Raw genomic sequence first — 17001 nt, 5'->3', positions numbered from 1 at the left:
CGGTTTGCAATAGATGCGTTTCTTTCAGTATACCCTTTTTCTTTGCCTTATCAATTCAGGATTAATCTTTTCACAAGAAAACGTCTATGTGCTGGACACATTATATCCGGTCCATTCCCTCGATCACGTTCTAAAGGTGTATCCGGATATCAATGATGTTTTTACACCCAAAAAGATTGTTGCCGATACCACCCTCTCTTTTCTCCAAGGAGATGAATTGCCCCGATATCTAGAGGTTGGAACCACCTATTGGGGAAAACTCAACTTAAAAACAAAAGAACCATTAATTGGCTGGACCTTGCATTTTGAAGATAAAATGATCGGTCCACCGGCATGGACTAAAAGTAATGGAACCGTTGACGTCTATGGGTATGTAGACAAGGAATTTATATTCCATCAAAAAACGGGAGTCGAATATCCAAAGAAAGAAAAGACATATAAGGGTAATTGGATTATGAATGCGATTACCTTAGATTCACTGCCCGTCAATAAGGTTGTAGAAGTGATAATCAAGGTTAAAGGCAATGCTATGGGATATCCGGCCTATTTCAATTTGACTGCTAGAAGCCCTGATCAACCCTATTACCATCAGTTTAACCAGTACCACAGTAGTTTCAATATTTTTTTATTTGGTGTTACGTTCATTATATTGCTTTATCATTTTTTGCAGTACATCTATTTGAGGGAACCTATTTTTCTTTGGTTCTGTATTTGGTTGGTTTTTTGTACCCTAACCCAGGCTATGACCGTAGGGTTTATCATTGGTGGTTTGGCTAAGTTTCGCTACATAACATGGTTACTAATAGCAAATGGAATTTTTTATTCATTTTGGTTTTTTGGTAGGGCGTTTATAGATTCCAAAATCAAATTTCCAATATTGGACAGAGTGATGCTAGGCCTAGCATTGTTCATCTTGGTGGAGATACTTTTAACAACTGTTTACGTTCTATTATTAGAACCCCAAACATCCTTCACCGGGGTAGGTTTTCATTATGTTTTTCTAAATGTTTATGCCGTTGCTAGCTTGATAGTGTCAATTGTTATTGCGCTTAAGAATGATGCATTCGCCAGATATTTTGGAATTGGTTCTATTGTCGCCAGTATTGCTCTCGTAATAGGAACACTTTGGTCAATGGACTTGATGAATCCCCCATTTAGACTTGACCCTTATGCCACGGGTATTTTTCTACAAATTATTATATATTCCTTCGGTATTGCGTATAGGCGTCAAACTATAGCCAAACGAAATGAAAATGAAAGAGTGGTAGCGGAAAAATCGCGTTCTGAGATTCTTCGTATGAAGGATTTAGATGAGCTAAAGACTCGATTTTTTACCAATATTAGTCATGAGTTCAGAACGCCGCTAACTTTGATTCAGGGGCCCCTGGAAAATGCCAAAAGAGTGCAAAAGGACAATGAGATACAAGGCGTGACCTTAAGTGAAACGGAATTTAATATTGTGCAAAGAAATTCTTCCCGTTTGCAATCCTTGGTCGATGAACTATTGGAACTTTCCAAATTGGAGAGTGGAAAGACAATACTTTCCCTAACTAAAAATGATATTATACCATTTTTAAAATTGATGGTCTATTCATTTGAAAGCACCTCGGAACGTGCCGGTATTTTCTATGAGGTAACGTTCAGCTCAGATTCGGAAATTGCCTATTTCGATGCTGATAGGTTGGAGAAAATAGTCAACAATCTGTTATCCAATGCATTCAAGTATACCAGCCAAGGGGGAAAGGTTACCGTCAATGTTGATTTTAATAACGGCAATCTTGACTTTTCTGTTTCAGATACTGGTAATGGAATCTCAAAAGAAGATATTGGCAATGTTTTTGATCGGTTTTATAGAGTGGAAGGCTCTGAACGTAATGGTTCTGGAATCGGGCTTGCATTGACAAAGGAGTTGGTCGAATTGCATCAGGGAGAAATAAAGGTAGAAAGCTCCTTAGGGAAAGGCACCGCATTTTACTTAAAAATACCCATTACTTTGGAAGGTCTCCCCAAATCAGCCATGATAGTTGAGGCCCAAGCACCAACAGATACTGAAGAAGGGTATTTTGAAACATTTACCACGCTTAGTGAAAAAGGAAGTAATAGGTCCAAAAGGGATTTGCCAATTGCATTGATCGTAGAAGATAATGAAGATTTAAGAAGTTATGTGGGCTGCATTTTAGAGGAACAATATGAAATTTTACTTGCTAAGGATGGGGAGGAAGGAGAGAGGATTGCTACGACTGAAATACCGGATATTATCATTAGTGACGTTATGATGCCCAAAAAGGACGGATTTGCCTTATGTGACACGTTAAAGACGAATAGCAAGACGAGTCATATCCCCATTATATTACTGACTGCCAAGGCCGGCCAGGACAATAAGATGCAAGGACTTTATCAGGGTGCCGATGCCTATTTAACCAAACCTTTCGCTTCCGATGAGCTTTTGGTACGAATCAAAAATCTAATAGGTTTAAGAGAAAAGCTTTGGATAAAGGTGAAGGAGTTAGATGGTCTCCTGGTGGACGACCTTTCCTTAAATTCAATGGAGGATGAATTTCTTAAAAAGGTTTTTAAGGTCATCAACGAACACCTGGAAGATTGTTCTTTTTCCGTAGAGCTACTTGCCAGCTCTGTGGGTTTTAGTCGTGCCCAATTACATCGCAAATTAAAGGCGTTAACAAATAAATCTGCCAATCAGCTTATATCCGAAATTCGTTTGAATAGCGCATTTAAACTTTTACAGAATTGTACTGGTAATGTTTCTGAAGTTGCTTATAGTGTTGGTTTTTCCAATCTCTCATATTTTGCCAAGAGCTTTAAGGAAAAGTTTGGAATCTCTCCAAGCGAAGTGGCCGTCATTAGAAATTAGAGTCTTTTAAGTTATTGATAATCAATGTTTTTATTTAGGTGAGACAAATCTGTTAAGATATGCGACATTTTTGTCAAACACATATGTAGCTTCTTTTGACCTTAGCGATACTGTTCCCCAAAGGACATATAATATTTCATTTAAATCGTATCGTTATGAAAACATTAAAAGGCACAATTGCAAGTTTAGGAAGTCTATTATTACTCATAGTAGTTACTTCCTGTTCAAAAGAGGAGACTACTACTACAGAAAACGAGCTTGAATTGGTATCCCTAAAAGCAAAGAAGGAAACATTGGAATCCCAATTGAAAAAAGTTAATAGAGCAACCATGCGCTATCACAGCTTTGAACAGGCGAAAAAGGCAGGCTATGCCGATCCTTATCCATTTAATCCATCTATATATGTTCCCAACATGGGCTTCCATTATATCAATGTAGGACTTATCGATGGTGAATTTGATATGGAAAAACCAGAAATTCTCCTGTACGTGCCCAATGAACAAGGTCAGCTAAAATTGGTAGGTGTCGAGTACGCGGTTCCAAAGGCTATTTCTCCTACACCTCCAGAAGGTTTTGTGGGAGACGCGGATCACTGGGATGACAATCCCAATGTGGCGGGAGGTTCATGGACACTTCACGCCTGGATCGTTGAAGAGAACCCCAATGGAGTATTTGCAGAATTTAACCCTAATGTGCCTTTTAGTGACCCTTCCGATAATTAGGCCTATACGGATTTAACAACCAAAAAAGAAAGAAGATGAAAAATAAATTAATCGCGATCATGACCTTTTCGGTATTGATATTGGCCTCGTGCAACCGGCCTAAGGAAAAGAAGGTCGCAGTAATAGAGGAAGCAAACGTTAAAACGGTGAATTTAGAAGAGCGAGGTGAGTATTTGGTAAGTATAATTGGCTGCGCAGATTGCCATACGCCCAAGAAAATGACTGAAATGGGTCCTGTGCCGGACATGGACCGTTACATGATGGGATTTGACAGTTCCGGAGCTTTACCGCCAATCCCTGAAAATGTTCCTTTAGGCCCTTGGGCTTTGTTTGCAGGGGATTTAACGGCTGCGGTTGGACCTTGGGGAACCAGCTATGCCGGTAACCTTACGCCTCATGAAACAGGTATAGGAAGCTGGACATTAGACCAATTCAAGAAGGCAATTAAAGAGGGAAAATATAAGGGACTGGATGGTTCTAGACCAATTATGCCTCCAATGCCCGTAGAGGCCTACAGAAGTATGAATGATGAGGATGTCGAGGCGATTTTTGCCTATCTAAAATCTTTAAAACCTATTGAAAATGTTGTGCCGGTCTACATACCGCCTACTTCCTGATTAACTATTTTAAATTAAAATTAATGTACCTTCGGAATATGAACCGAAGTATATTGTCACAGCGAATAAAAACCGAAGCCAAGCGCCTCGGTTTTTTGTCTTGTGGTATATCCAGGGCAGAGTTTCTTGAACAGGAAGCCCCAAGACTGGAGCGCTGGTTGAAAAAAAACATGCACGGGGAAATGGGGTACATGGCAAACCATTTCGATAAACGACTGGACCCTCGCTTGCTGGTGGACGGGGCCAAGTCAGTGATATCCTTGTTGTTGAATTACTTTCCACAAGAAACTCAAGAAAAAGACACCTTTAAGGTTTCCAAATATGCATATGGTGAGGATTATCATCATGTGATCAAAGGCAAACTAAGGCAATTGCATGATTTTATATCCGAAGAAATCGGTGAGGTGAAAGGGCGTGCCTTTGTTGATTCAGCACCGGTTTTGGACAAAGCGTGGGCAGCAAAAAGTGGTTTGGGATGGATTGGGAAGAACAGCAACCTATTGACGAAAAAGGTCGGTTCCTTTTATTTTATAGCAGAGCTTATTATCGATTTGGAATTGGATTACGACACACCTGTTACGGATCATTGCGGGACCTGTACGGCCTGTATCGATGCCTGTCCCACCCAAGCTATTATAGAACCCTATGTCGTGGACGGCAGTAAATGTATTTCCTACCTTACGATAGAACTCAAAAATGAAATTCCGACCGAGTTCCAAGCTAAAATGGACGATTGGATTTTTGGCTGCGATGTTTGTCAGGATGTATGTCCATGGAATCGGTTTTCAAAACCACATAAGGAACCTTTGTTCAATCCGCATCCGGAGTTGTTGTCCATGACCAAAAAGGACTGGGAGGAGATAACGGAAGACGTTTTTAAAAAAGTGTTCAAAAAATCGGCTGTGAAAAGGACCAAATTTTCTGGATTGAAAAGGAACATTGAATTTCTACAAAAAGAGTCCTAAACCACTACAACGTTATAGCTGGGTTTTGATTTCTAATTATCCTTCTATTTATATTTACTTTTCGTTAATTATACTATATTGCTAGACGACTTTTTATGAGGATTCAAAAAAAGGGATTGTTGTATTTTGTCAATCCCGTAATTACTTTCTATAAAATCAAATATCAGATTGTATGCAACTAACCAAACCAAGTCTTAGCTTCTGGCAGATATTTAATATGAATGTGGGATTTTTAGGCATTCAATACAGTTTTGGCCTTCAACAAACCGCTATCAATCCCATCTTTCTCTACTTGGGGGCGCCAGAAGAAATGTTGCCGATATTGAACATCGCAGGACCGGTAACAGGATTGGTGGTTCAGCCAATAATTGGCGCCATGTCAGATAAGACCTGGTCTCCAAGATGGGGAAGACGAAAGCCTTACTTTTTGATAGGCGCACTCATTGGAAGTATATGTTTGTTCATGTTTCCTTCAAGTCCGGTTCTTTGGTTTGCTGTAGGCCTTCTTTGGATTTTGGATGTGGGAAATAACATGGCCATGGAGCCCTATAGGGCTTTTGTAGGGGACAAGCTTCCAGAAAAGCAGTTCAGCCTTGGATATCAGATGCAAAGTTTATTTGTAGGTGCAGGTATTTTATTGGCGAACGGGTCCATCGTTCTTTTTCAATATTTGTTCGGGGATGAATCGGTAGAAGTAGCGGGTTCCATTCCTACTTGGCTGTATTATTCCTTTTACATTGGAGGTATCCTTTCGATTACCACCATTTTATGGTCGGTATTGAAAACTCCGGAAATACCGCCATCGGACGAAGAACTGGAGGAGATAAACTCCGCCAAGAAGAAACCTTTGGCAGCCCGTATTGCTACACCTTTTGCCGAAATAAAGGATGCGGTAAAAAACATGCCCGTTTTCCTATGGAAACTCGGGGCGGTTTATCTGTTCCAATGGTATGCTTTATTTGTTTACTGGCAATATATTACCCCCTTGTTCAAAAGCACTATGGGGTATTCCACTTCGGAAGCTGCTTCGCAGTCGGCACAAATGAGCCTTACCTACAACATAGTAACCATGGTGGTAGCTCTGGGATTGGTGCCCTTGACTTTAAGATTTGGAGGCAAAAAGGTATATGCCTATAGTTTGGTCGGAACCGCCATTGCCCTGTTTTCCATTCCGTTTATTAATGACCCGTTACTGGTATTGGCGCCCATGGTATTGTTCGGAATTGGATGGGCGGCCATGATGGGCATACCTTATACAATGGTTTCTAAGGTAGTGCCTCAGGAAAGAAGGGGAGTCTATATGGGGATTTTAAACATGATGATTGTTATCCCTATGGGTATAGAAACGCTCACTTTCGGTCCAATTTATAAATACCTATTGGGAGGTGAGGCAATTAACGCAATGCTTTTCGCAGGTACCTTTTTTATCATTGCAGCTTTCTTGGCTATGCGATTGAATGTAGGGAAAGCAAAAACCCTTGTCGATTTATAAATTAGGGATTCATTTATTAATCTATAATACTTTCGATAAAAAGGCCTCTTTTTCATCAGGTTTTCTGTAATACCTTTACATTTGTTATTTAAATTCCCAGAAAATGAGCAAGGAAAAGCAACGAAGGGAGGCATTGGTCTATCACGCCAAACCACAGCCCGGTAAGATTAAAATAGTACCCACAAAACCCTATAGTACGCAGCGCGATCTTGCATTGGCCTACTCCCCTGGAGTAGCGGAGCCTTGTCTCGAAATTGCTAAAAACAAAGAGAACGTCTATAAATACACTTCAAAAGGAAATTTGGTGGCCATTATTTCCAACGGCACCGCTGTTTTGGGATTGGGCAATATAGGGCCGGAAGCCTCCAAGCCCGTAATGGAAGGTAAAGGACTACTCTTTAAGATTTTTGCCGATATAGACGGAATCGATATCGAGGTGGATACGGAGGATGTGGATAAGTTCATCGAAACCGTAAAAATGATTGCCCCAACTTTTGGGGGAATAAACCTTGAAGATATTAAGGCTCCCGAAGCCTTTGAAATCGAGAGAAGGTTAAAGGAGGAACTCGATATCCCCGTAATGCACGATGACCAGCACGGCACGGCCATAATTTCCGCGGCCGCTTTCCTGAACGCCCTCGAACTTGCAAAGAAAAAAATTGAAGACGTAACCATCGTTGTCAGTGGGGCAGGGGCGGCCGCCGTATCCTGTACAAAGCTTTACAAGGCCTTTGGGGCAAGGGCGGAGAACATAGTTATGTTGGATAGCAAGGGGGTTATTAGAAAGGATGCCGAAAACCTTTCGGAAGCCAAGAAGGAATTCGCTACGGATAGAAAAATAGACACTTTAGAGGAAGCGATGGTTGGGGCCGATGTATTTATCGGGCTTTCCATAGCAGATATTGTAACTCCGGAAATGCTACTTTCCATGGCGGACAACCCCATTGTATTTGCCATGGCCAATCCTAATCCGGAAATCAACTATGACCTGGCCATAAAGACCCGAAAGGATATCATCATGGCCACGGGCCGTTCCGATCACCCCAATCAGGTGAACAATGTACTGGGATTCCCGTTTATTTTTAGGGGCGCTTTGGATGTGCGGGCAACTGGGATCAATGAGGAAATGAAGATGGCGGCCGTAAAGGCCTTGGCCCGACTCACGAAACAGCCCGTACCGGAACAGGTGAATATCGCCTATGGGGAAACCCGACTCACCTTCGGGAGGGACTACATAATCCCAAAACCTTTTGATCAACGATTGATCCACGAGATTCCGCCGGCCGTGGCCAAGGCCGCTATGGATAGTGGTGTGTCCAGGGCTCCCATTGAGGATTGGGACAAGTACAAGGAGGAATTAATGCTCCGCTCAGGAAACGATAACAAAGTGGTTCGTTTGTTGCACAGCAGGGCACGATCAAATCCCAAAAAAATCGTTTTTGCCGAAGCGGATCATTTGGATGTCCTGAAAGCGGCACAGATCGTATATGAAGAAGGTATCGCGGAACCAATTCTACTTGGTAGAAAGGATATTATTTTGGAGTTGAAGAAGGAACTGGAATTTGATGCCGATATTCCAATTGTAGATCCTTTATCCGACGAATTTGACGAGCGGCATATCAGATATGCCACAAAGTACTGGGAAAGTAGAAAAAGGAAAGGCACTACCTTGTATAGCGCCAAAATAAAAATGCGGGAGCGCAACTATTTTGGGGCCATGATGGTACTGGAAGGGGATGCGGATGGTATGATTTCAGGATATTCCAGGGCCTATCCTACCGTAGTGAAACCTATTTTGGAGGTAATTGGTAGGGCGACTGGTGTTAAGAGGGTTGCCACAGTAAACATTATGATTACGGAAAGAGGACCGCTTTTTTTGGCGGATACTTCAATAAATATAGACCCAAATGCAGAAGAGATAGCCGATATTACGCAAATGACCGCCAATGTGGCCACTACCTTTGGGTTTGATCCCGTAATCGCACTATTGAGCTATGCTAACTTTGGTTCTTCGCCACATCAAAACGCCATAAAGGTGCGTGAGGCGGTACGAATCCTTCATGAAAATAACCAAGATTTGGTGGTCGATGGTGAAATACAAATGGATTTCGCATTGAACAAGGAGCTTCATGAAAGTAAGTTCCCTTTCTCCAAACTGGCGGGCAGAAAGGTAAATACCTTGGTCTTTCCAAATCTTGAATCGGCCAATATAACCTATAAGATGCTGAAGGAATTGAACAAGGCAGATTCCATCGGCCCCATTATGGTGGGATTACGAAAATCTGTACACATAATGCAATTAGGTGCAAGTGTTGAGGAAATAGTGAACATGACGGCCGTTGCGGTCATTGATGCCCAAGAGAGGGAAAAAAGAAAACAGGCTAAAATAACAAAATAAAGGTTTAATAATTACTTGGTCTCTGAGGATATAATTTTCAGCGGATAACAACCAACAACCAAAATAAATGATTCACCATTTAAAGGGGAAATTAATAGAAAAGAACCCTACCCATATAATTGTTGAATGCAACGGGGTGGGCTATTTCGTAAACATATCCTTGCATACTTTTTCTAAATTGCCGGATGCCGAATTGGTGAATATTTATACCCATCTTCAGGTCAAAGAGGATTCCCATACCCTTTTCGGTTTTTCGGAAAAATCGGAAAGGGAGATTTTCAGGTTGTTGTTATCCGTTTCTGGGATAGGTTCAAGTACGGCCAGAACGATGTTGTCCTCCATGTCACCCGCCGAAATAAGGGATGCAATTGCCAATGGAAACGTGCCGGCTATCCAGGCCATAAAGGGCATCGGTGCCAAGACTGCGCAACGTGTCATTCTGGACCTGCGCGACAAGATTTTAAAAGTCTACGATATAGATGAAGTTTCCTTAACTCCAAACAATACAAATAAGGATGAAGCGTTATCTGCTTTAGAGGTTCTGGGTTTTGCTAGAAGACAGGCTGAAAAGGTAGTAGATAAGGTTATTTCCCAAGACCCCTCTTTAAGCGTAGAGAACATTATAAAACTGGCGCTGAAAAATTTATAGCAAGTTTGAAACAAGGGGCATTTAAACAACTTAAAAATTCTTTTAAGGGTATTTTCCTATTCATTCTATTCATTGGCTTTGTGGAACGTTCCATGGCCCAGGAAACGGATGAACAGGAATTGGATTCGGTAAAGACAGGCTACGATCTGGGAAGGATCGTATTGGAGAATCCAGACAGTATCGTTTCCAAATATATTTATGATCCAAATTTGGACCGATATATCTACAATGAAAGTATCGGCGATTTCAATATTGGCTACCCTATAATCCTTACCCCTGATGAATACTATGAACTTGTCCGGAAACAAGGAATCAAAAGTTATTTCAAGGAAAAATCCGATGCGTATTCCGGTAAGAAGGCCGGAAGCGAGGAAGCCCGAAGAAATCTTTTGCCCAACTTTTACATCAACAATGATTTTTTTCAATCGGTTTTTGGCGGGAATACGATTGAGGTAATCCCGCAAGGTTCCGTTGCCATGGATTTGGGTGTCATCTGGCAAAAAAATGATAACCCCTCCCTATCGCCTCGTAATAGGACAAACCTGTCCTTTGATTTTGATCAGCGCATCAGTCTAAGTATGTTAGGCAAGATTGGGGAGCGTTTACAGGTAAATGCCAATTATGATACAGAGGCAACTTTCGATTTCCAGAATATCGTAAAGTTGGACTATACCCCAACCGAGGATGATATCTTAAGAAAAATAGAAGTAGGTAACGTCAACATGCCTTTGAACAGCTCCTTGATACAAGGGGCACAAAGTCTTTTTGGGGTAAAGACGCAATTACAGTTTGGTAAAACAACGGTCACCGCGGTTTTTTCAGAACAGCGCTCCCAGAACAATACGGTAGTGGCCCAGGGCGGTGGTACCATCAATGAGTTTTCCTTAACCGCTTTGGATTATGATGAGGACAGGCACTTCTTCTTGGCGCAGTACTTTCGGGATAACTATGACAGGGCTTTGGAAAAGTATCCCTTTATCCAGAGCAAGATACAGATTACCCGTTTGGAAGTTTGGGTCACCAACAGGAGTCAGCAAACATTGAACGTACGTAATGTGGTAGCGTTGCAGGATTTGGGGGAAACTAGGTTTGGAGACCCACTTTCTGGCACAACCGATGAGGAAAAGACTAGAATAGGATTGATTGCTGGGGACGCATCCAGCGGATTTTTTTCATCCTCTTTGAACGGTCTACCTAGAAATGGGGCAAATGCCTATGACCCTACATTGATCACAACAGGTGGAGGCGCGTTGAACGACAATATTCGGGAAATAGCCACGGTCGAGCAAGGATTTAATTCGGTTGTGGCGGGCTATCAGACCAATCAAGGGTTTGATTACGCTATTTTGGAAAATGCCCGCAAACTGGAGCAGGGACGGGATTATGATTTCAACACCCAATTGGGTTACATTTCCTTGAATCAACGGTTGAGCAACGATGAGGTGTTGGCAGTCGCCTATCAATACACCTTTGACGGTAACGTTTATCAGGTAGGTGAATTTGCTAACGGAGGTGTGGATGCGACCACCATTTCAGGTGGGGCTACGCCCATAATTGAGAACAATACCTTGGTGTTAAAACTTTTGAAAAGTAATATTACCAATGTCAGCGATCCTATTTGGGATTTGATGATGAAGAATATTTACGCCACGGGCGCATTTCGGTTGAGCGAGGATGATTTTAAGATGAATATACTGTATTCCGATCCTACACCAAGGAACTATATTACTCCAGTGGTACAAGGGCCAGGGTCTGGTTGGCCGGAAGGTCTGGAAGACCGCATCCTTTTGGACGTGTTCAATTTGGACAGATTGAATGTCTATAATGACGTACAGCCTGGCGGGGACGGATTTTTTGATTTCTATCCAGGTCTAACGGTGGATATTCAAGGAGGCCGAATCATTTTTACCAAGGTGGAACCTTTTGGGGAGTACCTGTTCGAAACCTTGGACAGCGGTACGGGAGATTACGAAAATGCTGCTTCCTATAATGACAATCAGGAGAAATATGTCTTCAGGGATATGTACGAATCCACCAAGGCGGCAGCGCTTCAGGATCCAGAAAAAAACAAGTTCCTGTTAAAGGGTAGATACAAATCCGAGGGGAACAACGGTATTCCCATTGGTGCCTTCAACGTGCCCCGAGGTTCCGTAACTGTTACAGCCGGTGGCAGACAATTACAGGAAGGAATCGATTATACGGTGAACTATCAGGCGGGAACCGTGCAGATCTTAGATCCAAGTCTGGAAGCTTCCAATGTGCCCATCAATATATCGGTAGAGAACAATGCGGTATTTGGCCAGCAGACAAGACGTTTCACAGGGGTCAATTTGGAACATCAGTTCAACAAAAACTTTGTACTGGGTGGAACATTATTGAATTTGAATGAACGTCCCCTGACCCAAAAGTCGAATTTTGGAATAGAACCTGTAAACAATACCATTTTTGGGCTTAATGGTAATTTTTCGACCGAAGTACCTTGGTTGACCAGAATGGCGAACAAATTACCCAACATCGATACTGATGTACCTTCCAATGTATCGGTTAGGGCAGAAGTGGCATGGTTAAAGCCCAATTCGCCCAAGAATGCGGATTTCCAAGGGGAAACCACCACCTACCTTGATGATTTTGAAGGGGCCCAAGCCTTGATCGATATCCGGGGTTCCTTGGGGTGGACCTTGGCCAGTACCCCTTTGGAATTTGTGCCCGGCGGGCAGTTGATAGGAACTTCACCGGAAGATCCGGCAAACCTTGAAAACGGCTACGGCCGAGCTAAAATGGCTTGGTATACCATCGACCCTATTTTTTATACGAACCAAAGACCTTCCGCCATTACGGATAACGATATTTCTACCAATCCTACGCGTAGGGTATTCATAGATGAGGTTTTTCCTCAAATAGACATAGCCCAAGGACAGACTACGGTTCAGGGAACTTTGGATATGGCCTATTATCCTAATCAAAAAGGCCCGTATAATAACAATCCGGACTTTCAGGGTACCCAAGCAGATCAAAAATGGGGGGGTATTATGCGTTCCTTGAGCAGTACCAACTTTGAACAGGCCAATGTGGAATTCGTGCAGTTCTGGGTGTTGGACCCGTATGTGGACGGGGAGGCAACAAGTCCCGGGGAGTTGGTGTTGAACTTGGGAAATATATCCGAAGACATTTTACGGGACGGCAAAAAACAATATGAAAATGGATTGCCCGGTGTGGAAAGTAATGATTTTGTAGCTCCTACTAGTTGGGGCGAGGTGCCCGCAACCCAATCCTTGGTGTATGCCTTTGATGCGAGCGAAACAAACAGGACCTTACAGGATTTGGGATTTGATGGGTTGAACGATGAAGCCGAAGCCGCCATTTACGATGCCAATCCAGGACCGGATCCGGCCTTGGACAACTATCAGTACTATTTGAACCGGGAGGGCGGTATTTTGGAGCGGTATCTGGATTTTAATAACCCCGATGGAAACTCGCCCGTGCAAGTCACCAATACCAATAGGGGGTCTACCACATTGCCCGATGTAGAGGATGTGGACCGGGATTTGACCATGAATACGGTTAATAGTTATTATGAATACCGTATACAAATCAAACCGGGAACGACCATCGATGATAAATATGTAACCGATATCAAAGAAGGCATTACCCCTGAACTTCCCAACGGAACACAATTGAACAGAAGATGGATCCAGTATAAAATACCGCTGACCGATTTTACCGATGCCGTAGGCGGTATAACGGATTTCAGGTCGATCAGTTTCATGCGTATGTATATGACAGGATTCACGGGACCAACCGTACTTCGGTTTGCGACGCTGGATTTGGTACGTGGGGATTGGAGAACATACTTAAAGACATTGCAAGATCCGCTGGTCGATGATAATCCCGCGGACGATGGGACCACCTTGGAGGTGAACACCGTAAATATAGAGGAAAACAGTGGAAGGATTCCGATCCCGTACGTACTCCCACCAGGGGTCGCAAGGGAACAGTTGAACAATAACAATACCATCATCAGGCAGAACGAGCAGTCTTTATCGTTGGTCGTGGAAGGATTGGAACCTCGAGATTCCAGGGGAGTGTTCAAAAATTTGAACGTCGACATCCGTCAGTATCAAAAGATTAAAATGTTCATGCACGCGGAGAAGATCGTGGATAGCGATTATGCGGACAGTTCCACACCTCTAGTAGGTTTCTTACGTATTGGTACGGACTTTACCCAAAATTATTACCAAATAGAACTACCGTTGCAGTTTACTCCGTTTACAGCGGCTTCGGAGAGTGAAATATGGCCCGATGTCAACGAAATGAATATTGCCTTGAGCGATTTGAACAAGGTGAAGTCGGTTTGGATACAAGGGGGCGATTTGAGCGAGGTGCGCTATTTTGAGGTGGAAAACGGGGAAGTCGTTCCCGTAAACGAGTTTGATGACAGGGCACCGGGTAGCTTGCGTATCGGAATTAAGGGAAATCCGTCCTTGGGTAGTATCCGTAGTATGATGGTAGGTATCAAAAACCAGGATATTTTACCGGCAAGGGGAGAAGTTTGGTTCAACGAACTTCGTTTGGCCGGATTGGACAACAATGGTGGTTGGGCCGCTATAGCCGCTGTAGATGCGAACATGGCAGATTTTGCGAACGTTACGGCAACGGGCAGTAAAAGTACCTCCGGGTTTGGGTCCATTGACCAAATGCCGAACGAAAGGGCCCGGGAGGACGCCACAAGTTATGATGTGGTGACCAATGTAAACGTGGGCCAATTATTGCCCAAGAAATGGGGCATACAATTACCCTTTAATTATGGAATATCGGAGCAGTTGATTACTCCGGAATTCGACCCGGTCTATGATGACTTAAAGTTGAACGATTTAATCGATGCCGCACCGGACCAGCAAACGGCGGATGAAATACGTGAGCAGGCCGAGGACTATACCAAGCGGACCAGCATCAATTTTATAGGGGTTCGAAAAGATCGAGGTGAAGAGGCCGATGCCAATTTCTACGATGTTGAGAACTTTACCTTTAATTACTCCTACAACGAAACGGAGCATCGGGATTTTGAAATTGCGGAACTTCGGGATCAATCCGTTAATGCCGGTTTTGTCTATAACCATAGTTTCGACCCGGTGGAGGTAGCTCCCTTTGCCAAAAAGGATTCCCTGTTTACGGGCAAGTACTGGAAATGGTTAAAGGATTTGAACTTGAACCTGCTACCGGCAAGTTTTTCTGTGAATTCCAATATCAATAGACAGTTCAACGCCCAGCGATTTAGGGACGTACGGGAAGAAGGCGTAGATAGATTACCATTACCAGAGTTACAACAACGGAACTACCTTTTCAATTGGCAGTACGCGGTCAATTACAACCTGACCAAGTCCCTGCGTTTCAATATGACGGCATCGAACAATAACATCGTCCGTAACTATTTTGAAGAAGATGGGAATCCACGGTCTGAAATAGACAAGACCCTTGAACTATGGGACGGCTTTTTTGATTTGGGCGAGCCAAATAGACATTCGCAGCAGATACAGTTGAACTATGAAGTGCCCTTTGCCAAAATACCGGCTTTGGACTTTATCAATGCGCAGTACAGCTACACCAGTAATTTTGATTGGCAACGTGGCGGGGACGCCCTTGCTGAGGTAGCACAGGAAGCATTAAATGATCCCAATGCCCGTATCAATACGGTTCAGAATGCCAACACCCACGCGTTGACCGCTTCCTTGACCATGCAGAAGTTCTACGATCTCATCGGCCTGAAGAAGAGGGAGGCCCCAACGGCCCAAAGAGGTGCACCTCCCCGTCCAGGTATCCTGGACCAAGCAGAAAAGGTAGAGGAAAAGGTAAAGCCAAAAACGAGTGGCTTGTTCAATACGGTGGTGGATGTAGTTACGATGGTAAAACGTTTGAACATCAACTACAACGAGAACAATGGAACCGTGCTTCCCGGTTATACCCAGTCTATTGGGTTTATAGGGACTACCAGACCTACGCTCGGTTTTGTTTTGGGTAGCCAGTCAGATGTACGTTTCGAGGCCGCCAGAAATGGTTGGTTGACCGCTTTCTCGGATTTTAATGATCAATTCATCCGCAGGACCAACAAGCAATTGAACATTACGGCCACGGCCCAGCCCACTAGGGATATCACCATCGATTTGGTAGCCGATAGGCAGTACTCCAGTAGCATACAGGAGAATTATGATTTGGAAGCCTTGTTGGACAATAGGACCGGACTCCAGAACCAATTGGGCAGTTTTAGTATTTCTACCATGATGATAGGCACAGCCTTTGGCAAGAGTGATGAGTTTGATTCGGCCACATTTGAACAGTTCAAGGAAAACAGGCTTACCATTGCGAATCGGTTGGTATCGGATCGGGGTGAGAATCCTGGCACTCTGGACGAGGATGGATTCCCACAGCGGTACGGAAAGACCCAGCAGGATGTATTGTTGCCGGCCTTCTTTGCGGCCTATACAGGTCAGGATGTGAACAGGGTTAACCTGGATGTTTTTAGGCAGATTCCCATTCCCAATTGGAACATTAAGTATACGGGACTCATGCAGAACAAGTGGTTCAAGAAAAAGTTCAAGCGTTTTTCCATCCAGCATGGGTATAGGGCCTCGTACAGTATCAATTCCTTCCAGACCAATTTGGAGAAGGAGCAATTGATAAATGATGGTATTCCCGCAATCGACACTGAAAATCAGGATGTGCTTCCAGATTTGATTCTGAACAATGTGGTTCTCACCGATCAGTTCAATCCCTTGGTGCGACTGGATTTTGAAATGCAGAATTCCGTTAGTGTATTGGCGGAAGTCCGTACGGACCGTACGCTCTCCTTGAGTTTTGATAACAACCTGATGACGGAAATAAACGGTCAGGAATACACCGTAGGTTTGGGCTATAGGATTAAGGATGTGCAATTTGTGACCAACATAGGAGGGAACAAGACCCGTCTAAAAGGTGATTTGAACTTAAAGGCAGATGTTAGCCTTAGGGACAATATTACGATTATTCGGAATTTGGATATTGACAACAACCAGATTACTTCGGGTCAAAATTTATTGTCCATTAAATTTGGGGCGGATTACGCGTTAAGCAAACAATTGAACGTTTTGTTCTTTTACGATCACAACTTCTCACAATTTGCCGTTTCTACGGCCTTCCCGCAGACTACTGTGAATGCCGGGTTTACATTGCGGTATAACTTTGGCAACTAGTCAAATCGAGATATTTAGTAACTGAAATTATTTTTTTGAATTCCTTTAGGGAATCATTTACAT

Annotated in this window: 8 protein-coding genes; all 8 read left to right on the top strand. The window is 43.2% G+C overall.

Annotation, left to right across the window (positions count from 1 at the left end; translation table 11 throughout):
• Positions 1-88 precede the first annotated feature (88 nt).
• On the top strand, positions 89-2872 hold the full coding sequence (locus F0361_RS02960; RefSeq protein ID WP_161598194.1) for a hybrid sensor histidine kinase/response regulator transcription factor: 2784 nt from the start codon (positions 89-91) through the stop codon (positions 2870-2872).
• A 155-nt stretch (positions 2873-3027) separates the two neighbouring features.
• Positions 3028-3594 (top strand): hypothetical protein, encoded by a 567-nt coding sequence (locus F0361_RS02955; RefSeq protein ID WP_154917157.1) that lies wholly within the window; start codon positions 3028-3030, stop codon positions 3592-3594.
• Between the two features lie 35 nt (positions 3595-3629).
• Entirely contained in the window at positions 3630-4211 is a 582-nt protein-coding gene (locus F0361_RS02950; protein ID WP_138258769.1) for a c-type cytochrome, read from the top strand.
• 38 nt (positions 4212-4249) lie between these two features.
• Positions 4250-5176, top strand: a complete 927-nt coding sequence (gene queG / locus F0361_RS02945) for a tRNA epoxyqueuosine(34) reductase QueG (protein WP_154918477.1) — start codon at positions 4250-4252, stop codon at positions 5174-5176.
• Positions 5177-5348: 172 nt separating this feature from the next.
• Positions 5349-6668 (top strand): MFS transporter, encoded by a 1320-nt coding sequence (locus tag F0361_RS02940; RefSeq protein WP_138258767.1) that lies wholly within the window; start codon positions 5349-5351, stop codon positions 6666-6668.
• A 103-nt stretch (positions 6669-6771) separates the two neighbouring features.
• Complete coding sequence (locus tag F0361_RS02935) at positions 6772-9066, top strand: NADP-dependent malic enzyme (RefSeq protein WP_154917156.1); 2295 nt, start codon at positions 6772-6774, stop codon at positions 9064-9066.
• Positions 9067-9133: 67 nt separating this feature from the next.
• Complete coding sequence (gene ruvA / locus F0361_RS02930; RefSeq protein ID WP_154917155.1) at positions 9134-9715, top strand: Holliday junction branch migration protein RuvA; 582 nt, start codon at positions 9134-9136, stop codon at positions 9713-9715.
• A 5-nt stretch (positions 9716-9720) separates the two neighbouring features.
• Positions 9721-16938: a T9SS outer membrane translocon Sov/SprA gene (gene sov, locus F0361_RS02925; protein WP_154917154.1), complete on the top strand. Its 7218-nt coding sequence runs from the start codon at positions 9721-9723 to the stop codon at positions 16936-16938.
• The last annotated feature ends 63 nt before the right edge of the window (positions 16939-17001 follow it).

This window comes from Maribacter flavus (genome assembly GCF_008386635.1).
GTDB classification, from domain to species: Bacteria; Bacteroidota; Bacteroidia; order Flavobacteriales; family Flavobacteriaceae; genus Maribacter; species Maribacter flavus.
Note: the sequence above shows the minus strand (reverse complement) of the source record. Positions and strands in the feature narration are given on the sequence as shown.